This is a genomic window from Synechococcus sp. CS-1328 (assembly GCF_025128095.1).
GTDB lineage: Bacteria > Cyanobacteriota > Cyanobacteriia > PCC-6307 > Cyanobiaceae > CBW1002.
On sequence record NZ_JAHLYT010000071.1, the window covers coordinates 378490 to 397279 of the forward strand.

Consider the following 18790-nt stretch of genomic DNA (forward strand, 5'->3'; position numbering starts at 1 on the left):
CTAGAGTGACCCTTTCAGGCCCCGCTGCGGTCGCCGGGAAGCGCAATGGAAGCGGAGTCGATCGAGTCGATCACCCCATTACTGGCGTCGGCGGATCAGTGGGGAGAGGTGCTGCTGCTGCTGCCGCTGCTGCTGGCCCTGGAAGCGGTGCTGTCGGCCGACAACGCCATTGCCCTGGCCGCCATCTCCCGCCGGGTGGGCGATCGCGCCGGCCAGGAAAAGGCCCTCAACCTGGGCCTGCTCCTGGCTCTGGTGTTTCGTCTCGGCCTGATCGCCGCGGCGGAATGGGTGCTCGACTTCTGGCCCCTGCAGCTCCTGGCGGCCGGCTATCTGCTCTGGTTGAGCGGCAGCCAGCTGCTCGGACTTAACGCAGACGACGAAGAGCCGCAGGAGGGAGTCACGTCTGAGGCCCTGCCCGACCATGGCTCCCACCCCTCTAAAGGGCTCCAGCATCACCACGCCTCACTGGGCTCTGTGGTGGCCACCCTGGCCCTGACCGACCTGGCCTTCTCCCTCGACAGCGTTGCCGCGGCAGTGGCCGTGAGTGATCGGCTCTGGCTGGTGATGCTCGGCGGTGTTCTGGGGGTGATCGCCCTGCGGCTCACCGCCGAGCTGTTCATCCGCTGGCTGGGGGTGTTCCGCCATCTCGAGACGGCCGGCTACCTGGCGGTGGGACTGGTGGGCATCCGCCTGTTGCTGCGACTGGCGGTGCCCCAGGTGGTGCCGCCGGAATGGTCGCTGCTGATCGTGGTGGGGCTGCTGTTTGCCTGGGGCTTCTCGGCGCGCCGCCCGGTCGCTGCCCTGGAGACAGGCAGCCTGGACGCCGGAAGCCTCGATCTCGACGACAGTGGCCATGGCCGACTCTGAACCCGCCAGCCGCCTGTGGGTGGAGCTGCGGCAGATCGACAGCGACCGTCTGCTGGATCGGCTTGAGGTGGCCGAGCTCGGCGAGATCCCCCAACCCGGCCGCTGGATCACCTGCGGAGAGACCAGCTTTCTGGTGCTGCAACGCCGTCACCGCTATCAACTGCGCAACGGTCGCTACCAATTGGCGACCATCGCCCTGGAGGTGAAGGCCCAGAGCCAGCCCGCCGATGCCCGCTGGTGGCAGGGACGCTGGGTGATCGGTGATCCCTCCTGCCGCTTCAATGCCCGCACGCCCCTGCTGCGCTGCGCCGTGCTCCCGGAAGGCCCCTGTGACCGCTGTGCCCACTACACCGCCACCTGAACCGCCCCCTGACGTGTTGCCCGATCCGCTCAGCTGGCATCGCGTCATCCTGCGGCGGGGCTATGGCGTGGCCTCTGGGCAGGGCACCGGCAGCCCCTATCCCGCCGGCACGATCGCCACCCAGACGCCCCTGTTTGCCGAACACGGGATCGATCTGTCCCAGTTTTATCCCGGCACCCTCAACCTTGAGGTGGCCCCGGGTGAATGGAGGCTGCAGAAGCCGGATGCGCGGGTGGAGCATTTGCGCTGGAGCGCGCTGCATCAACCCGAAACCTTCTCCTTCTGGTGGGGACGGCTGCGGCTTCCGGATGCAACCTCAGGTGCAGCTCCGCATGCAGCCGAGCCCCTCACCTGCCTCGTCTATCACCCCCACCCCGAGACCAAGCAGCGCCATGAACAACAGCCCGGCGTACTGGAAGTGCTGGCCCCGTGGATGGAAGGTCTGGCGCCTGGGGCGACCCTGGAACTGGGGTTGGATCCGCTGCGCTGCCGCGTAATCCAGCCGGCTCGCCTGCGCGCCCGTCTGCTGGAGTTTCTCAAGTTCCGCGTGCTGGCGGCCCAGGAAACCTTCTTCGACGATCTGCGCCAGGGCAAGGAGCACCTGGATCTCGATCGCTTCCGCTCCTGGCTGGGGGCGGCGGGGTGGGGCGAAGCCCTCGACCTGCGCGATGCCGATCTGGCCGCCACCCTTGAGCAGGCCCGGCAGCTGTACCTGTGAGCAGACAGCAGGGACGGGTGGAAGGACCCAACTCTTTGATGCCGGGCCACTGCTCAACCCCGCCAGATCTCCAAGGCGCCACCCAGTTGCTCCGGCGTGACACCAGGCAGCACCACCACCTGCTGGTTGAACGGGAGCTGCAGCTGGCTGCCCCCATCCATGGCCACCACGCTGGCCTGCTGACCTTCCTGCCAGAACCCGCGCAGATCAATCCGGATCAGGGCCTGACGCCGCTGCCTGCAGCACCGGATCGCTGCCGTAGTCGCCCCAGAGGGTGGCAAAACTGCCACTCGCCTCCGCCAGACCGGAGTGGGTGGCCGTCACCTGGCCGAGCACGCCGGGGTTGTCCCGCCCCAGCGACCACATCGACAGCAGACCCAGGCCGCGGTCGCGGGCGAAGGTCTCGAGCAGGGCCGCAGCGGCAAGGCTGAAGGTCTCGCTGGTCACGTCGTTGACGCCGATCATCGGCGTGACCCCGAGCTGGTCCCAGCCAAAGCTCTGACCGTGGGCTGCGAACAGGGCATCGAGCTGGCCCTTGGTGGCCTCAGCGGCGTCGATGGCGTAGGGCCCCATTGATTTCAGGGCCGGCGGGGCGGCACTGTCGCCGTAGTCCATCGCCATCACACTCACCCCTGCCAGGTGGACGCCGGCCTCCAGGGCCAGGTTCACCACCTCCAGCCCTTCACGGGTGAGGCCCTGGGGCAGCACGGGCAGGGTGAACCAGACTTCCAGCGCTGGGAACCGGCTCTGCAGCCGGGAAAACGCCTGGCTGCGCAGCTCCAGGCTGGCTCGGTGGCGATCCCTCACCGAACAGCAGGGCCCCGGTCAGCGGGCCGGAGACGGCGAACCCCTCGGGGCTGCTGGCGTTGAAGCGCAGCGTGAGGCTCTCGCCCGGCCGCAAGGTGGCGTTCCAGGGGGCACTGCGCAGGGTCACCGTGGAGGTGCCATCGCCGTTGTCGACCACGGAGCTGTCCATGCTCCAACCCTGAAACTGTCTCACCGGAGTGGTGAAGCTGAAGCTCGCCGCTCATGCCGCCCCACCAGAGGTTGCCGTCCAGCGTGACGGCAATCGCTGCATTATTCGTGCTGTCCATCGCTGCCGTCTCGCCGTGTGACTTGATCGTCGGACGGCGCGACTGCCAGTTCCATCCTTCGATTGAAGGGTTATCCGCTCAGTGATGGGCGGGCCCAGCCCTAATGCACGTAGCCCTGGCGCAGACCCTCGGCTGCCGCGGCCGTGCGGTCGCGCACCTGCAGCTTCTGGATGATCGCCTGCACGTGACCGCGGGCCGTGGTTTCAGCGATGTGGAGCCGTTGTCCCATCTCCCGATTGGTGAGCCCCTGGGCCACCAGCTGCAGAACCTCCACCTCACGCTCGGTCAGTTCCCCCTGCGGGCTGCTGGCGCCACCCTCGAGCAGATGGCGGCAGATGGGGTCGAGAAACGGCTTCCCCGCCACGATGCTGGTCAGGGCCTCCAGCAGCAGGGCCGGACCGGTGCCGACCTGGCTCACCACCGCATCAGCGCCGCTGGCGATCGCCTCGCGAATCGGTTGGCGATGGAAGGTTGTGAGGGTGAGCAAGGTGCGCACCCGTCCGGAAGCGCGCTGCAACATCCGCACCAGATCAACGCCCAGACCATCCTCGAGTACCTCACTCACGAACACCAGCAGATCAGGGTGATCCGGTTGCTCGGCCTCCTGCCGCACATGCTCGAGCGCCTCGACGGTGGTGGTGCAGATCCCCACCAGATGCGCCGGTCCGGCATGGGGGTCCAGGGCGAAATGGGTGGCCAGCGCCAGGGCATAAGCCCGATTGCCGGTCGCGATCAGCAGCCGGAACCGTTCGGACAGGAGCCCCAGCTGCAGGGTTGAAGAGCAGAAGGCTCCATCGAGGCTGAATTCCATCCTGGGCCTGCCTGTCACGGCGCTGGGGGTCCGACCCGGAAGCCAGGGCCGGCGCCGAAGGTCCTCGATGCAGTCTGGCGGCCTCCCGTCAATCTGCAGGCCTTCAGTCAGGTATCAGGCCTCCAGTTGATCTTCCAACTTCGGGGCGTGGCCAGCTGTTCATCCAGCTCCTCCCGACCCCAACCCCTAGGGTGATGGGCCCTGAACGATTCCCCCTGCAGCGCTCTCCCGATCCCACCGGCGAGCCCCCCGCCGTCGACTTCGACTCGCTCGGGCTCGGCGAGCCCCTGCTCAGGGCTGTGGCCGACAAGGGCTATCGGGTTCCCTCGCCGATCCAGCGGGATTGCATTCCGGCGGTGCTGAGCGGCCGCGACGTGATGGCCGCCGCCCAGACCGGCACCGGCAAGACCGCCGGCTTCACCCTGCCGATGCTGGAGCGTCTGCGCCATGGGCCCCATGCCAGGGCCGGCGTGGTGCGATCCCTGGTGCTCACGCCCACCCGCGAGCTCGCCGCCCAGGTGGCTGAAAGCGTGACTGCCTATGGCCGCTACCTGGATCTGCGCTCCGACGTGGTCTTCGGTGGGGTGAAGGTGAACCCCCAGATCTCCCGTTTGCAGCGCGGCACCGACGTGCTGGTGGCCACGCCCGGCCGGCTGATGGATCTCCATCAGCAGAAGGCCCTCCGCCTGGATCGGGTCGAGATCCTGGTGCTCGATGAAGCCGATCGGATGCTCGACATGGGCTTCATCCGCGACATCCAGAAGATCCTGGCCCTGCTGCCGGCCAAGCGTCAGAACCTGCTGTTCTCGGCCACCTTCAACCCCTCGATCCGCCGGCTGGCCACGGGGCTGCTCCACAACCCGCTGCAGCTTCAGGCCTCGCCCGAAAATCGAACCGCCACCACGGTGGAACACATCCTCCATCCCTGCGACATGGGACGGAAACCGGATCTGCTCTGCCATCTGATCGCCAGCAATGACTGGCGGCAGGTGCTGGTGTTCTCCCGCACCAAACACGGCGCCAATCGCCTGGCCGAACGGCTCACCCAGGAGGGCATGGCAGCGGCGGCGATCCACGGCAACAAGAGCCAGGGGGCCCGCACCAGGGCCCTGGCGGGCTTCAAGAGCGGCGAGTTGCGGGTTCTGGTGGCGACCGATCTCGCCGCCCGCGGCATCGACATCCACCAGTTGCCCCACGTGGTGAATTTGGATCTGCCCAACCAGGCGGAGGATTATGTCCACCGCATCGGCCGCACCGGCCGGGCCGGCCACAACGGCCACGCCGTGTCCCTGGTGGCGGCGGAGGAGCATGAGCTGCTGCGTGCCATCGAGAAGATGATCGGCACCGCCCTGCCGCGCCTGGAGGTTCCTGGGTTTGAGCCCAAGGTGCTCTCAGCGGCGCCCCTCGACCTCAGCGGGGGCCGGGGCCGGGGCGGCCCACCCCGCTCAGGCAGCCGCAGGCCTTCATCGTCTGCACCGAGCGGCCGTCGTGGTGTGGGCGGCGGCGGGCGCTCCGAAGCAGGCCGCCCCGAATCCGGTCGGAGGCCCCAGCGACGGGGCTGAGCATCTGGCAAAACCGCAGTCGTTTTGACAGTGCGAATCGGCGGAGTGCGGTCAGATAACTTTGTCCCGCCTCCCGCCCTCGCAGCTCCATGCCCTACGAACCCGGAAGTACCGAATGCCGCGTTCTGATCGACTGCAAGGCCCAGATCGAATCGATGCTGCTGTCCCTGAATCGCATCTCCGAGTCGGCCCCCATCCGTGATCAGCTCGTGTCTGTCTACAGCCAGCTTGAAGGCCTGCACGACAGCCACCGCTCATCCACTCTGGTCTGAGCCCCTGACTCCTGACCTCTGAATCACTGGGGTTGGTGTTTGGTTGAGGCCAAACTGGGAGCCTTTGCCAGCCTGAGGCGTCCACCAACCAACCCCGACAGACGACAAACGACAAAAATTCATCTGAGCTGGTTATACTTATCCCTAGCTCCTCAGCCGGCTGCACCTTCCGTAGATCATCTGAATGCACAGGGGCCGGGGCCGCTTCAATCAGGTCGTGGCAAGGGGGGCCGGCGGCCTGTCCGACAAGCTCGGCAAGAACAAGAAACTTGATTGCGTCGTGATCAAGCCCACAGCAATCGCGGTATCGCAGCAGCTGTAGCGACGATGGCCAAAGACTGAAGGCCTAGAGTCTTAACTGAGTTGGCGTCGCCGAACACCTTCGTCCCCATGGCAGACCACGACTTGGACATGGACCTGACTGAAGAAGCCAAAGATAAGAATGAAAGCAAGAATAAACTGAAGAAAGAGGAAATGAAGAAAGAAGAGATGAAGAAAGAAAATAAGAAGAAGAAAAAGAAGAAAGTCAAAAATCTGGCCAGCAGCAAGAGCAAGCGCGACCACGACAAGACTGGTTCTCTCGACCGCTACCATCCATCCCCGATTCTCGACGACTTCTCCGCCCACTCCGAAGGCAAGCAGCCGAAGCTGAATCGCAAGTTGTACGAGAAGGAGCTGGAACGCCTGCAGGTGGAGCTGGTGAAGATGCAATATTGGATCAAACATGTTGGTTATCGCATTGTCATCCTCTTTGAAGGCCGTGATGCTGCCGGCAAAGGCGGCACAATCAAGCGCATCACCGAGCCCCTCAATCCACGCGGCTGCAATGTGGTGGCCCTGGGAACCCCGTCAGACAGTCAGAAGAATCAATGGTATTTCCAGCGCTACGTTGAAAACTTTCCCACCTCCGGGGAGCTGGTTCTGTTTGATCGCAGCTGGTACAACCGGGCCGGCGTGGAACGGGTGATGGGATTCTGCACGCCGGAACAGGTGGATGAATTCATGCTGTCATGCCCCGAGTTTGAGAGGATGCTGGTTAGAAGTGGTATCACCCTGATCAAGTACTGGTTCTCGGTCAGTGATGACGAGCAGGAAGTCCGTTTCCGCTCCAGGCTCCAGGATCCTGCCCGCCGCTGGAAGCTCAGCCCGATGGATCTTGAGTCCAGGGATCGCTGGGTGGAATTCAGCAAGGCCAAAGACGACATGTTCCTGCATACCAACATCCCGGAAGCTCCCTGGTTCACCGTCGAAGCCGATGACAAGCGTCGCGCCCGGCTCAACTGCATCCGCCATCTGTTGAGCAAGGTGCCCTACAAGGATATGACGCCCGAAGCCATTGAACTCCCGCCCCGGAAAAGCGTTGGCGATTACCAGCGGCCGCCAATGAATGAGCAGTTCTTCGTTCCTAACTGCTACCCCTGAGTCGGTCATGGCGAACCAGCACTACTACCTCGAACTCGATCCCCCCCAGGAGTCGCTGCGCAGCTGCCCCCATGTGGTGGTGGTCGGCGGCGGCTTTGCGGGTCTGAAGGTTTGCCACACCCTCAAGAACAAGGATGTTCGCGTCACGCTGATCGACAAACGCAATTTCAACCTGTTCCAGCCCCTCCTCTACCAGGTGGCTTCGGGGCTGGTTTCCGAGGCTGATGTGGCCTCACCTTTGCGCCAGATGGTGGGGCAGGCCCCCAACCTGCAGATCCTGCTGGGGGAGGTGGTGGATCTCGATGCCGACAAGCGCGAAGTGGTGCTCAACGATCGCCGCCTCTGCTACGACCACCTCATCCTGGCCAGCGGCTCGGGCAGCACCTACTTCGGCCGCGAGGAGTGGCGGCCGCTGGCGCCACCGATGAAGATCCTGGAGCACGCCGATGAAATCCGCCGGCGCCTGCTGATGGCCCTCGAGGAGGCGGAACAGACGCGTGATCCAGAGCGTCGGCGCTTTCTGCAGACCGCCGTGGTGGTGGGTGCAGGTCCGGCCGGTTGCGAACTGGCCGGTTCGTTGATCGAGCTGATGCACCGCTCCGTCCGCTGCGACTTCAAGCAACTGAAACGCGAAGACTGTCAGGTGGTGCTGCTTGATGCGGTGGATCGGGTCTTGCCGACCATGGCGCCAGCCCTGTCCGCCGATGCCGGTCACTATCTCACCAGTCAGGGGGTGGATCTGCGGCTCAACACCATGGTGGAGAGTATTCAGCCTGGCCGGGTTCTGTTGCGCAGCACCGCCACCAAGCTCGGAGACGAACTGGAGGCGGCAACCATCTGCTGGACGGCCGGCGTGCGGGCGTCAAGGCTGGGAAAACGCCTGGCGGACGCCACCGGCTGTGAGCTGGATCGCGGCGGTCGTGTGGTGGTCAACCCCGATTTTTCGGTGCCGGGCCATCCCGAAATCCGCGTAGTGGGTGATCTCTGCTGCTACAGCCACACCCAGGACAACAAGGCCGTACCTGGCATGGCCGGACCGGCCGTGCAGATGGGTGGCTGGGTGGCCAGCGACCTGCTCGCCAAGCTCAACGATCAGCCCCATGCACCGTTCCGTTGGACGGATCTGGGCAGCATGGCGGTGATCGGCCCCTGGTATGCCGTGGCGGATCTGCGCGGCCTGCATCTCACCGGACTGGCCGGCTGGATCGTCTGGGCCCTGGCCCATCTGGCCTTCATCCCCGACACGGAGAACCGGATCGCGCTGTTCAGCAAGTGGATGTGGCAGATCGCCACGCGCCAACGCACGGCCCTGCTGATCACCGGCCGTCCGGATCAGCACCTCGGTGTCGATGTGGGACTGATGCCTGCCGAACGTTCCGAGCGCATAGCGCCAAAAGTGACCCTGTCTGAATCCTCGGCTCAAGAAGAGGCAACAGCGGCCTGATCAAGGCTCAGACGCTGGTTGGGCCAGCGTGTCAGAGCCAGACTCAGACGCCGAAGCAATCCCCCGGCTGTGCCCCCAGCTGTTGCAGCAGGCTCTGGCCCGCCGCTGGAGCTTTGCCTTCCAGTTGCGCCGCGAGCAGCAGCACCGGACAACCGCCCGTAGCAATCACCAGCCCCACCCCCTGTTCCACGGCTAGCACCGTGCCAGGAACCATTTCCGAGGCAGGATCGGGTGCTCCTGACTGCGTCTTCGGGGCCTCTGGCAGTCCTGCCTGGCTCGGGTCTGCCTGAAGCACTGCAGGTCGTTGATCAGTTGTCGGTGGCTGACTCCAGCGATCGCATAACGCTGCCCCCGGTTCGCTGAGCTGGTCGCGCAGGCGCTGCACCAGGGGCTCGGTGGCCAGAAGCTTCAAGCGTTTCCCCCGCCACTGGCTCACGGCGCCGGGGTACAGGCCCATCACCTGGCGATGCAGGGTCAACGCCGAGCTGACCCAGTCGATCTGGAGGTCGTCTTTGGTGAGCATGCGGGCGTAGGTCATGCCCTCCTCGCTCTGCGTCCGCACCCCCAGCCGCTGCAATCGTTGCGCCTCCGGGCCGGTTCCGGCCGCCTCGATCAGGGGCAGGCTCTCGATCAGAAGTTCGGCGGTGAGCTGACTGAGCCGCTGACCGAGGTGCTCGGCGTTCTCGAGCAGACCAATTGGCAGACGGCGCTCCAACAGCACCGGCCCGGTATCGAGCCCCTCCTCCATCGCCATGATTCCGACGCCGGTCTCGGCATCCCCCTCGAGCAGGCACCACTGGATCGGGCCGGCGCCGCGCCAACGAGGCAGCAGGGAGCCATGGCCGTTCCAGCAGCCCAGCGGCGGATGGGCCAGCACTTCTGGCGGCAGAATCTGGCCGAAGGCCACCACCACATCAAGATCGGCGCCGAGGGCAGCCAGCTGGGCCTGACACTCGGGCTCGCGGCGGATCCGTTCGGGTGTGAACACCGGCAGGCCCAGCTCCAGGGCCCGTACCTTCACCGGCGAAGGCTGGAGCGCCTTGCCACGGCCACGCCGCCGATCCGGCTGGGTCACCACGCCAACCACGTGGTGGCCAGCCGCCACCAGGGCGTCAAGGCTGGGAATCGCATAGGCGGGGGTGCCCCAGAACAGGATCTTCATCGCCATCGCGGGCCCAGCGACTCAGGTGTCGCCGGTGATCGAGAGCCCTTCCACCCAGACATGCGGGCAGAGACCATCCGGGGTGATCACCGCCTCCCCTTCAAAGCCGACGATCGCCTTCAGCACCTGGCGGATGTCCCCGGCCACGGTGGCGGCCTCGATCGAGTGGCGTTCGCCGCGCTTCAGCAACCAGCCATCGAAGGGCAACGAGAAGGAACCCTGGCTGGCCTTGACACCGGCATGGAGCGCCGAGAGCGAGTCGATCCAAACGATCGGCTCTTCTGCGGTGAAGCGATCCAGACCCTGCTGACCGCCGCCGCTGCCGGGAGTGGCACCGATCTCGAACCAGTCGGGCCCCACCGACACCTTGGCGCCCATGCCGGCATGGCCCGTGGGGGCCACACCAAAGGCACGGGCGGTTGCCTCTGAATGAAGGAAATGGCGTAAGACGCCGCCTTCCATCAAGGCCAGGCGGGCCGTGGGGGTGCCTTCACCGTCGAAGGCGGAGGCGCCGATATTGCCGGGATGGCGCCCGTGGTCGTGCAGGTCAAGGAAGGGAACGGCAATCGTGTTCCCCAGCGACTCTCGGTTGCTGAGGCTGACGCCATCGAGCACGGCACGGGCGTTGAACAGGTTGCTGAAGGCGCCGATCAGATCGAGAAAGGCCTCGGGGCTGAACACGCAGGTGTAGCGGCCGGTCTCGATCGGGGCGTAATCGAGGTGGGACGCGGTGAGGCCGGCGGCCTCTTTGATGCAGCCGGCAATGTCGAGATCGCCGGCGCCATAGGCCAGGCGCACCGCGCCGGCACTGCGTGGTTTGCGGCCGGCTTCTTCGGCCCGGGCATAGAGATAGAGGCTGGCGGTGGTGAGCTGCTGCTGGCGGCAGGCACCGGCACTGTTGAGGTAGATGCGGTCGCTGCTGCGCTGGGCCAGGCCGTTGTAGGGAACGGTGTCGATGGCGGGATGGCTCTCGAGCAGCTGGTGCTCGGCATCCTTGAGGGTGGCGAGCAGATCGAGGATGCTCACCGGCTCCTTGATCGGTTGATCCAGAGGCTGCAACGGCGCAGTGGCCAGGGGGGAGAAGGCGGGGATGTCGTCGGCATTGCCAAAGGCGCTGGCCTCACTGGCACCGGCCAGAGCCCGCTCCAGGCCGGCATCGGACAGATCGGAGGTGCTGGTGATGCCAACCAGGCCGTCGTCGTTCCAGACCCGCACGGTGATGGAGCTGCGCTGGGCGCCTTTCATCTGCTTGGCCTCGCCGCGGTCCACCTGCACGGAGGTGTCGGTGCTGCAGGCGGCACCGAGGTCCCATTGGCGGATGCCCGAACGGGCGGCCATCTGATCGAGGCGGGAGCGGAGGGTCTCGGCGTCGAGACCGGAAGGAGAGCGGGTCATGATTCAGCGGCCTCCCACGGTGATCGAATCCACCTTGATGTGGGGCTGGCCCACGGTCACGAAGATGCTGCCGCTCACCGAGCCGCAGAAGCCCGCCGCCAATTCGAGATCATCGGCGCACATGGAGATGCGCGGCATCACCTCCTTGGCCTCACCGATCAAGGTGGCGCCTTTCACCGGCTTGGTGAGTTCACCGTTCTCGATCAGATAGCCCTCCTCCACGGCAAAGTTGAACTGGCCGGTGGGTCCAACGCTGCCGCCACCCATGGCCTTGCAGTAGAGACCCCGATTCACCGAGCCGATCAGCTCAGCGGGGGTGTGGGGTCCGGCGGCGATGTAGGTGTTGCGCATGCGGCTGGCGGCGGCAAACGAATGGCTCTGGCGCCGGCCGCTGCCGGTGCGCGCATGGCCGGTGCGCCGCTCGCCGGCGCGGTCGCTGAGGAAACGCTGCAGCACGCCGTTCTCGATCAGCACGGTGCGCTGGGGCTCCATGCCCTCGTCGTCCATCGAGAGGGAACCGAAGGCACCATCGCTGAGGCCTTCATCGATGGCGGTCACGGCCTCATGGGCAATCGCGGAGCCGACCCGGTCGGCGAAGGGAGTGGTGCCCCGCTCCACCTGGGTGGTTTCCAGCAGATGGCCGCAGGCCTCGTGGAAGATCACGCCACCGAAACGGTTGGCCAGCACCACCGGGCACTGCCCCGCCTCGACGTAGTCGGCGTAGAGCATCGTGCTGGCACTGTCACAAACCTCCTGGGCTGAGGTCTCGGCATTCCACTGGCGCAGGTCGTCCGGTCGGCCGGAGGTGCCGTAGCGGCGTCCCACCCCGGCGCGGTGATCGCCATCGGCGGCCAGCACATTCAGCCCCACGGATTGATGCAGCCGGATGTCGCGGGCAAAGGTGCCATCGCTGGCGGCCACCAGCACCTCCTGCCAATCGCGGGCGTAACTGCCGCGGCGGGCTTGGAGGTGGTTGCCGTGCCGTTGCAGCCGATCGGTGCCTTCCAGCAGACGATGGGTGGCTTCGCGCAGGTCGGGGCAACGGGCCAGCCAGTCGAGCTTGGCGGCAGCAAAGTCATGCAGACCGGGAAGGCCCTCGAAGGGGGATCGATCCGGGGCGCTGCGCACCAGAGCCAGCATGCCCAGTGCCTGATCGAGGGCGGCCATCAGACCCGCCGCACTGAGATCATTCGTGGAAACAAAGCCATCTCGTTCCCCGAGGAAGACGCGGATCCCGGCGCCCATGCCGAAGGCCGGGCTGACGTTGGTGATCGTGTCCTGTTCGGCGAGCACGCCGAGGTGGTCGGTGCGCTCGAGGAACACCTCCACCAGATCGGCACCGGCCCCGCGGCCGACACTGAGCAGCGGCTCCAGGCGGCCGCTCCAGCTGGCATCAAAACCGGAAGGGCCGGCACTCGCGTGCGGCGCATCGGCCGGTGGGGCGTTGCTGGGGAGGGACGCGACCAAGGAGGTGTCTTGCAGAAATCAAAAAAGCCATCACCGGCCAGTCGCAGCGGGCTGCAGACCAGTGGTGATGGCGGTGAGGCTAGCCAGCAGGCCGGGTTGCATGCAGGCCAAGGTCTATGCAGTCAGGGCTCGATCCAGGCGAGCTTCCATTCAGGCAGCCTCAGCGCACCGCCGGTTGGAAACGCTCGCTGCGGATCGGCGCCATCAGGAACAGCTTCGCCATCTCCAGGCCATTGGCCGCCCAGAAGGGCAGCTTGCGCAGGGCCCTGATCGGAGCGGGGAGCTCGGAGCTGTCGGCAGCGGCGAGGGCCGCGTTGTTCTGCACCAGGCGCTCAAGGCGCTGATAGAACTTGGGGTTCTCCACATCCAGCACCACGGGGAAGACGCGAGCTGAGGTCTCGTTGGTTTTGGCGATCACGTACTTGTCGTAATCGCGGGCATCCAGCCCCAGGGCCTCATAGAACTCCTTGCGGGCCACATCGCGCACATACATGGTGGCGAACACGGCCAACAGGAAGAAGCGGCACCAGAGGCGGGCGGTGAAGCCGCGCACGGTGTCGGGCTGGGCCTTCATCAGGGCATCAAAGAAGTCGCCGTGGCGGTTCTCGTCCTGGCACCAGTTTTCGAAGAAGTTGAAGATCGGGAAGATCTTGCTCTCGGGATGCTGCTCAAGATGCCGGTAGATGGCGATGTAACGCCAGTAGCCGATCTTCTCGGAGAGATAGGTGGCGTAAAAGATGAACTTCGGCTTGAAGTGGGTGTAAGCCTTGTTGGCGGTGAGGAAGCCAAGATCCAGCTGCAGCCCGAAATCGCTCATCGACTTATTGAGGAAGCCGGCATGGCGGGCTTCATCGCGAGCCATGTGGGCAAAACACTCAGCCAGAAGAGGATTCTTCTCCTTGATCCGGCGGCTGAGTTCCTTGTAGAGCAGGAAGCCGGAGAACTCGGAGGTGCAGCTCTGCTCAAGGAACTCGACGAACACCTTGCGGGTTTCAGGATCAAGCTTGTCGGCCGCGCCCTCAAACTCCTCGTTCCGCACGAAGTGGTGACGGTTGTAGTCCTTGCGGAACTCCTCGCAGATCGCCTCCAGCTCCACCTCGTTGGGCCGCAGATCCATCGCCGCCATGGCGTCGAAATCCGTGGTGTAGAAGCGCGGCGTCAGGATCGTGTCCTTCACCGGATCCTTGAACGCCGGCGCATCCGCGGTGCCGATGGCGGCATCCGGGATCGCGGCTGCGGCTGGGGCGGTCGTGGCAGCGGGTGGCACCATCGCGCAGGTCGGCATCGAGCGTGTGCCCATCGTAGTGGGGGCAACTCCGCTGCTGGCTGGATGTGACGGTGCGTCTCAATCTGCGTAGCACCGCTCAGCGATGTGGAATTGCTCAGCTCGGTGGCATGGACCACTGCAGTGGCCTGATCAGTTCGGACCCAGCCATTTCTGGCCATTCAGCCGCTGCACGAGGCGAGAGAGCAGCAGGGCCAGGGTGATCTTGCGCTCGTCGATCAGAAACGACTCCAGCAGGCTGGGCTCACTGCCGGACTCGGCCACTGCCACGGTCTTGGCGCTGGAGATGTCCGGCTCGGTGAAGCAGAGCCAGAAGCGACGATCCCCCGGCAGGCTGCCTTGCACCATCCAACAGGGGCTATCCACCACCGGCATCGGGCCTTCGCAGAAGCGAAGTTCCGGAGTTGGGCCGCCATAGGCTTCAATCTCCTTGGCCAGGGCCGGCAGCAGCAGGTCCGGCACGAAGCTGGCGAAGGGCTGGTCTTCCGGGGCAGGTGGCTTGGCCTTGGGTTTGGCCGCAGCGGCAGGGGCAGCGCTGGCGGCTGGGGTGGCAGGAGCCGGGCTGGCGGTGGGCTGGGGGGCGGGATTGGCGGAATCGCTCACCGGAGCTGGCCTCATGGCGGGGTGCTGGTTCGACTCTAAGCAGTCCTGACGGAGCACCTGCTCACCAGTCTTCACTGGGGGTCGTTCCCCAGTCGCCAAGGTCTGTGCTGGACCAACCCGCAGGGCTTGGAGCAGCAGGCCCAGGAGCGGTGGCCACTGGCGTCTGCTGGCGATCCTGAGAGCGGACAGATCCCGTTCCCTTCCGCACCACCCGATAAGGAATGCTCACCGTCGGCGGCGGCTCGCCGGGGGGGCGCCCCGGCCCGGCAGCGGTGGGGAGGGGGGCGTCCCAGGGTTCCTGGCGTTCAGCCCCATCCGACCAGGACTCCGAACCGGTCTCGGCACCTGTGCGGGGGCGACGCCTGGCGGCAAAGGGCGCCGATTCCGGCGCAGCGGGGCCGGCTGATCCCTCCCTAAGGGCCAGGGCCGTGGCGGTGGCGCTGAGCGCCGCTCCGGCAAGGCCGGCGGAGGCCAGCCACAGCCCACTCGCCAGCGGCGGACTGACCCAGAGCAGCAGCCGCAGCCGCAAGGGCGGACGCGGATTGAGGGCCGCCACCACGAGCACCGCCAGAAGGGGTGCCAGCAGGGGCAACAGCAGCAGGCGTCGCAGCAGCGGAGTCACGGCAGGAGATCAGCTCGGCAGGGGCTCAACACAGCACAGGGTCAACGCAACGCAGGGTCAATGCAGCGCCGACCGGCCCTGCCAGCGGTTGAGCGGGCCCAGGTCGTAACCGAGCACGTCGAAGATGCGAATCACCAGGAAATCCACCATGTCGTCGAGGCTGCGGGGCTGCTGATACCAGGCAGGAACGGGGGGCGCGATTCGGGCACCGGCCTCGGCCAGGGCCGTGAGATTGCGCAGATGCACCAGGCTCCACGGGGTTTCCCGCGGTGCAATCACCAGCGGCCTGCCCTCCTTGAGATGGACATCGGCGGCACGCTCCACCAGATCGAGGGCCACACCCGAGGCAATCCGCCCCACCGTGCCCATGCTCGCTGGCAGGATCACCATGCCGCGGGTGCGATAGCTGCCACTGGCAATCGCCGCACCCTGGTCGTTCCAGCGGTGGCAGCGGAGCTGGCCGCCACTGCAACCGGTGCGCTCGCGCCAGAACCGCTCCTGAAGGTCAGGCTCAGATGGAACCCGCAGGCCCAGCTCTGCCTGCCAGACCCCGATGGCGCCGCGGCTGGTGACCATCTCCACGGTTTCTCCGGCCTGCAACAGCAGCTGCAGGGCCCGCTCTGCCAGGGGCTGAGCGGAGGCCCCGGACACGGCTAGAACCACCGGCAGTGTCACGCGCTCAGTCCTGGCTGAGGTCGTCGTCGCTGGAGGATTCGTCCCCGTCAGCACCGAACTGGGAACTCTCGTCAGCAGAGGCGGCGAAGCCCGGGCTGTCGAAGGAGGTGGCACCCAGAGCATCAGGCCCGGAGCTGTTGGTCATCTCGCCACTGTCTGTCAGGGCATCGCCGTCGGGCAGCAACACCACCAGATCGATCTGATGGCGCAGGGCATCCACCTTCTGGATCTCCACCTCCACCGCGTCACCCAGCATGTAGGTGCGGCGGTTCTTGCGCCCCACCAATCGGTTCTGGCGGGCCCGGTACTCGTACCAGTCGTCCTTGAGGGAGCTGACGTGCACGAGACCCTCCACCTGGGAGGGCGGCACCTCCACGAAGAAGCCGTAGCTCTGCACGCCACTGATCACCCCCGGCATCACCTGACCCACCAGCGGCTCGGCCTGCCGCGCCTGGGCCATGGCGAGAGCATCGCTCTGCACCTCCTGCAGAAAGCGAGCCCGGCCCTGAAGCCTCTGGGCCAGGCCATGGGCGATGGCCTCCTGGTAGGGAGTCAGCTGGCTGGGCGTGAGCAACGACCAGTCGATCGTGGCGGAGCGGCAGGCATCACTGGCCAGATCGACGGTCACCTTGTGGCGCACCGTGGGGCGATCCTTGCCGTCGACCAGCAGGCTGGTGAGCAGCTGCTGGTTCCAGAGGTCGGCGTAGTGGAGACCGGGGCAGCACCAGGGAGCCACCGCAACCTCCTCGCCGGCCATCGCATTGGGACCCGGCACCTCGCTGATCTGAACAGACTCGAGCGTGTCGCGTAACTGCTGCTGCAACACCCGGCTTCGGTCGGTGGCGGCGAAGGCAGCGGCCAGCTCGGCGGCGCTGGCATTGCCTTCAGCTGAGAGTTCCAGAGGGATCTCAAGGGCCAGGGCCGCCTTGGCCACCTCGTTCAGTTCGCTCGCTTCGGCGGCTGGATTGATGGCATATAGGGCAGGCAGGTTCAGGGCGACCAGGTGGCCCCCCAGGGCCCGATGGGCCAGCAACACCGCTTCACGCAGCAGGGCCACGGGATGCTGCAGCGGGAGATCCACCATCCAGCCCTGGCTGGCGCCATCGGGGGCAGGGGTGAGCAGATCGCCAAGGCCGGGGATCGCGGGCATCGGCAGGGCCAGATCAATCGATCCACCCGCCAGGCGCCTCTTGCGCAGCAACTCGGCCACATCGATCAACTGTTCGATCAGCGGGAGGTGATCTTTGAGTGCCTTCAGACCAGCCGGCACCGTGCGGGCCTTGGGTTTGCGCTCCGCCAGGGCGGTGAAGGCAGCCAGGTCGACCCGGGCCGTGGGGCGAATCGTGCTGCGACAGAAGCGGTAATGCTCCAGCTCGCCTTCGGCGGAGAGCTCAAGAGCGACCGAGAGGGCCGACTCGCTGCGGCCGGGCTGGAAGCCACTCGCCTTGGCCAGCGCAGGGGTGAGCAGGGGCAGCCAGGAGGGACCGACGCAGAAGGCCTCGGCCTGTTCCCGCAGCCACAGATCCAGCGAGGAACCCGGGGCGAGGCGTTCCGCCACACAGGGGGCATGGACCCACAGCCGCCAGCCGGCGCCGTCGTCGCGGGGCTCCAGAGCCACCGCCGGCAGCCCCGGGGCCTCGCTGCTCCAGGCTTCCAGCAGCAGGGTGGTCTGGGCGGTGAGGTCGAGCCGATCCTTGGGTGCCGGGGTCTTGAGGGTGGCGCGTGGTGCGACGGGTCGCTCTCGCAGGCCATGCTTGGTGAGCAGCAGGTCGAGGTCGGCCTCCACGCCGCCGTGGATGGGCAGCTGGCGCTCCACGTGGCCCTGGGGAGCGAACTGGCCCACCGGGTAGCGGTCCACCATGACCTCAACCACCGAAGACTGGCTGGGGTCGAGGTGAACGGCATCAGCACTGGGCAGCTCCAGGCTGGTGAGCAGCCGATCGTCGAGCGGCACGGCCAGCAGCCGATCGTTCTGCTCCTCCACCTGGGCCAGGAGGCTGCTGGTGGCCCGCTCCAGGATGCATTGCACGCCCCCTTCGGGCGAGCGGCGCCGGCCACCCTCGCGGGTGACGCGCACCAGCACCCGATCGCCGTTCCAGGCGTGGTTGAGCTGGTGGTCACGGATGTAGATGTCTTCGCCGCCGTCATCCCGCAGGGCGAAGCAGAAGCCCTTGCTCGAGCAGCGCAGCCGCGCCTCGATCAGGGTGTCGTCCTGGCGCCGCAGCAGACCGGCCTCGCTCTCCTCCAGCAGTCCCAGGCGCACCAGACCATCGAGGCCGATGCGCAGGTGCTGCTGCTCAGGCTCTCCGGAGAGACCGAGGGCCTTCTCCAGTTGTGCCATGGGCACGGTGGTGTCGGGGGTGAGCTGGTCGAACAGGTCGGCGACCGTGAACTTCATGCGGCGAGGGTGCGCTGGTGGATCCGTGACGGCAAAAGGCACCGGAGCTGACCGGCCTTGGAGCGTGGGCGCGGCAGCGATGCTTTTCTCCACAAGACTTTAGGCAGCTGCCGACCCTCCCTCCCAGACAAGGCCGAACCATGGCCAGGGGACACCCCAAGCGACCAGCCAAGTCGACCAGCCAGGGGCAACCATCACAGCGCCGGATCGCGCTGAGACCGGGGATCGGATCCGTCAGCCCGGGGGCTCCTGACTGCTGGAAGCCACCCCATCATCGACACTCCCCAGACCTTCAGTGGCCAGAGCTTCGCCAGCGGTCTGTTCGTCCTCGCTGACTTTGGAGCGCTGAATCAGGCGCAGGCCGATCACCAGAAAACCAAGGGAGGCCACCAGTTGCAGCAGATCGGTGGGTACCACGCTGGACAGGGAGCCACCGGCAGCCGCCCCCAGCAGGCTGGCCAGCACCAGGGCCACGGAACTGCCGGCGAACACCGCCGTGGGACGACTGGAAGTGCCGCTGATCGTGACGATCGCCAGCTGGGTCTTGTCCCCCAGTTCCGCCAGAAACACCGTGGCGAAGGTTGAGGCCAGGAGGGCGAGCTGCATGGCAGGTGTGGGGTGACGACGGGGCC

The 18790-nt window shown here is 66.2% G+C and carries 19 protein-coding genes; 7 read left to right on the forward strand and 12 right to left on the reverse strand.

Annotation, left to right across the window (positions count from 1 at the left end; translation table 11 throughout):
- Positions 1-45 precede the first annotated feature (45 nt).
- Genes KQ310_RS15100 through KQ310_RS15110 form a run of 3 tightly spaced genes read left to right on the forward strand, consistent with a single transcriptional unit; the run spans position 46 to position 1946 of the window.
- On the forward strand, positions 46-867 hold the full coding sequence (locus KQ310_RS15100; RefSeq protein ID WP_259722524.1) for a TerC family protein: 822 nt from the start codon (positions 46-48) through the stop codon (positions 865-867).
- Between the two features lie 13 nt (positions 868-880).
- Positions 881-1228: a DUF6464 family protein gene (locus tag KQ310_RS15105; RefSeq protein ID WP_259722606.1), complete on the forward strand. Its 348-nt coding sequence runs from the start codon at positions 881-883 to the stop codon at positions 1226-1228.
- A gap of 16 nt (positions 1229-1244) precedes the next feature.
- Positions 1245-1946, forward strand: a complete 702-nt coding sequence (locus tag KQ310_RS15110) for a hypothetical protein (RefSeq protein ID WP_259722525.1) — start codon at positions 1245-1247, stop codon at positions 1944-1946.
- A 207-nt stretch (positions 1947-2153) separates the two neighbouring features.
- On the opposite strand, the gene KQ310_RS15115 is transcribed toward KQ310_RS15110, so the two are convergent.
- The 3 genes from KQ310_RS15115 to KQ310_RS15125 form a co-directional block, all read right to left on the reverse strand.
- Positions 2154-2654, reverse strand: a complete 501-nt coding sequence (locus KQ310_RS15115; RefSeq protein ID WP_259722526.1) for a hypothetical protein — start codon at positions 2652-2654, stop codon at positions 2154-2156.
- Positions 2629-2922, reverse strand: coding sequence for a hypothetical protein (locus KQ310_RS15120; RefSeq protein WP_259722527.1), 294 nt, complete (start codon positions 2920-2922; stop codon positions 2629-2631). The genes KQ310_RS15115 and KQ310_RS15120 overlap by 26 nt, the downstream gene beginning before the upstream one ends.
- Positions 2923-3140: 218 nt before the next feature.
- Positions 3141-3851: a response regulator transcription factor gene (locus KQ310_RS15125; RefSeq protein WP_259722528.1), complete on the reverse strand. Its 711-nt coding sequence runs from the start codon at positions 3849-3851 to the stop codon at positions 3141-3143.
- Positions 3852-4045: 194 nt separating this feature from the next.
- Between KQ310_RS15125 and KQ310_RS15130 the strand changes: the two genes are divergently transcribed.
- The 4 genes from KQ310_RS15130 to KQ310_RS15145 all read left to right on the forward strand — a co-directional run bounded on the left by KQ310_RS15130 (position 4046) and on the right by KQ310_RS15145 (position 8551).
- Entirely contained in the window at positions 4046-5413 is a 1368-nt protein-coding gene (locus KQ310_RS15130) for a DEAD/DEAH box helicase (RefSeq protein WP_259722529.1), read from the forward strand.
- An 89-nt stretch (positions 5414-5502) separates the two neighbouring features.
- Complete coding sequence (locus KQ310_RS15135) at positions 5503-5685, forward strand: hypothetical protein (protein ID WP_259722530.1); 183 nt, start codon at positions 5503-5505, stop codon at positions 5683-5685.
- 489 nt (positions 5686-6174) lie between these two features.
- Positions 6175-7107 (forward strand): polyphosphate kinase 2, encoded by a 933-nt coding sequence (gene ppk2, locus KQ310_RS15140; protein ID WP_399238640.1) that lies wholly within the window; start codon positions 6175-6177, stop codon positions 7105-7107.
- Complete coding sequence (locus KQ310_RS15145) at positions 7073-8551, forward strand: NAD(P)/FAD-dependent oxidoreductase (RefSeq protein ID WP_399238585.1); 1479 nt, start codon at positions 7073-7075, stop codon at positions 8549-8551. The genes ppk2 and KQ310_RS15145 overlap by 35 nt, the downstream gene beginning before the upstream one ends.
- A gap of 43 nt (positions 8552-8594) precedes the next feature.
- On the opposite strand, the gene fmt is transcribed toward KQ310_RS15145, so the two are convergent.
- From fmt to KQ310_RS15190, 9 genes are all read right to left on the reverse strand, one after another.
- Complete coding sequence (fmt, locus tag KQ310_RS15150) at positions 8595-9713, reverse strand: methionyl-tRNA formyltransferase (protein ID WP_259722531.1); 1119 nt, start codon at positions 9711-9713, stop codon at positions 8595-8597.
- Between the two features lie 21 nt (positions 9714-9734).
- The gene (locus KQ310_RS15155) at positions 9735-11108 is read right to left on the reverse strand and encodes a TldD/PmbA family protein (RefSeq protein WP_259722532.1); all 1374 of its coding nucleotides are present in this window, start codon (positions 11106-11108) and stop codon (positions 9735-9737) included.
- A gap of 3 nt (positions 11109-11111) precedes the next feature.
- Positions 11112-12482, reverse strand: coding sequence for a TldD/PmbA family protein (locus KQ310_RS15160; RefSeq protein WP_259722609.1), 1371 nt, complete (start codon positions 12480-12482; stop codon positions 11112-11114).
- A 253-nt stretch (positions 12483-12735) separates the two neighbouring features.
- Positions 12736-13845: a magnesium-protoporphyrin IX monomethyl ester (oxidative) cyclase gene (acsF, locus tag KQ310_RS15165; RefSeq protein ID WP_259722533.1), complete on the reverse strand. Its 1110-nt coding sequence runs from the start codon at positions 13843-13845 to the stop codon at positions 12736-12738.
- Positions 13846-13992: 147 nt separating this feature from the next.
- Positions 13993-14478, reverse strand: coding sequence for a DUF2996 domain-containing protein (locus KQ310_RS15170; protein ID WP_259722534.1), 486 nt, complete (start codon positions 14476-14478; stop codon positions 13993-13995).
- Positions 14479-14524: 46 nt separating this feature from the next.
- Entirely contained in the window at positions 14525-15085 is a 561-nt protein-coding gene (locus KQ310_RS15175) for a hypothetical protein (protein WP_259722535.1), read from the reverse strand.
- A gap of 57 nt (positions 15086-15142) precedes the next feature.
- Positions 15143-15736, reverse strand: a complete 594-nt coding sequence (locus tag KQ310_RS15180; RefSeq protein ID WP_259722536.1) for a flavin prenyltransferase UbiX — start codon at positions 15734-15736, stop codon at positions 15143-15145.
- Positions 15737-15764: 28 nt separating this feature from the next.
- Positions 15765-18158 carry an RNB domain-containing ribonuclease gene (locus KQ310_RS15185; protein WP_259722537.1) on the reverse strand — a complete coding sequence of 798 codons (2394 nt, stop codon included), beginning with the start codon at positions 18156-18158 and terminating at the stop codon, positions 15765-15767.
- Positions 18159-18392: 234 nt separating this feature from the next.
- Positions 18393-18764, reverse strand: a complete 372-nt coding sequence (locus KQ310_RS15190; protein WP_259722538.1) for a TMEM165/GDT1 family protein — start codon at positions 18762-18764, stop codon at positions 18393-18395.
- Between the last annotated feature and the right edge of the window lie 26 nt (positions 18765-18790).

Bases quoted from the DNA above. Each gene is read 5' to 3' on its own strand.
- KQ310_RS15190 (WP_259722538.1), bottom strand. From the start codon at position 18,764: ATGCAGCTCGCCCTCCTGGCCTCAACCTTCGCCACGGTGTTTCTGGCG.
- KQ310_RS15185 (WP_259722537.1), bottom strand. From the start codon at position 18,158: ATGAAGTTCACGGTCGCCGACCTGTTCGACCAGCTCACCCCCGACACC.
- KQ310_RS15155 (WP_259722532.1), bottom strand. From the start codon at position 11,108: ATGACCCGCTCTCCTTCCGGTCTCGACGCCGAGACCCTCCGCTCCCGC.
- KQ310_RS15130 (WP_259722529.1), top strand. From the start codon at position 4,046: ATGGGCCCTGAACGATTCCCCCTGCAGCGCTCTCCCGATCCCACCGGC.
- KQ310_RS15145 (WP_399238585.1), top strand. From the start codon at position 7,073: ATGAGCAGTTCTTCGTTCCTAACTGCTACCCCTGAGTCGGTCATGGCG.
- KQ310_RS15120 (WP_259722527.1), bottom strand. From the start codon at position 2,922: ATGGACAGCTCCGTGGTCGACAACGGCGATGGCACCTCCACGGTGACC.
- ppk2 (WP_399238640.1), top strand. From the start codon at position 6,175: ATGAAGAAAGAAAATAAGAAGAAGAAAAAGAAGAAAGTCAAAAATCTG.
- KQ310_RS15125 (WP_259722528.1), bottom strand. From the start codon at position 3,851: ATGGAATTCAGCCTCGATGGAGCCTTCTGCTCTTCAACCCTGCAGCTG.
- fmt (WP_259722531.1), bottom strand. From the start codon at position 9,713: ATGAAGATCCTGTTCTGGGGCACCCCCGCCTATGCGATTCCCAGCCTT.
- KQ310_RS15135 (WP_259722530.1), top strand. From the start codon at position 5,503: ATGCCCTACGAACCCGGAAGTACCGAATGCCGCGTTCTGATCGACTGC.
- KQ310_RS15100 (WP_259722524.1), top strand. From the start codon at position 46: ATGGAAGCGGAGTCGATCGAGTCGATCACCCCATTACTGGCGTCGGCG.
- acsF (WP_259722533.1), bottom strand. From the start codon at position 13,845: ATGGTGCCACCCGCTGCCACGACCGCCCCAGCCGCAGCCGCGATCCCG.
- KQ310_RS15170 (WP_259722534.1), bottom strand. From the start codon at position 14,478: ATGAGGCCAGCTCCGGTGAGCGATTCCGCCAATCCCGCCCCCCAGCCC.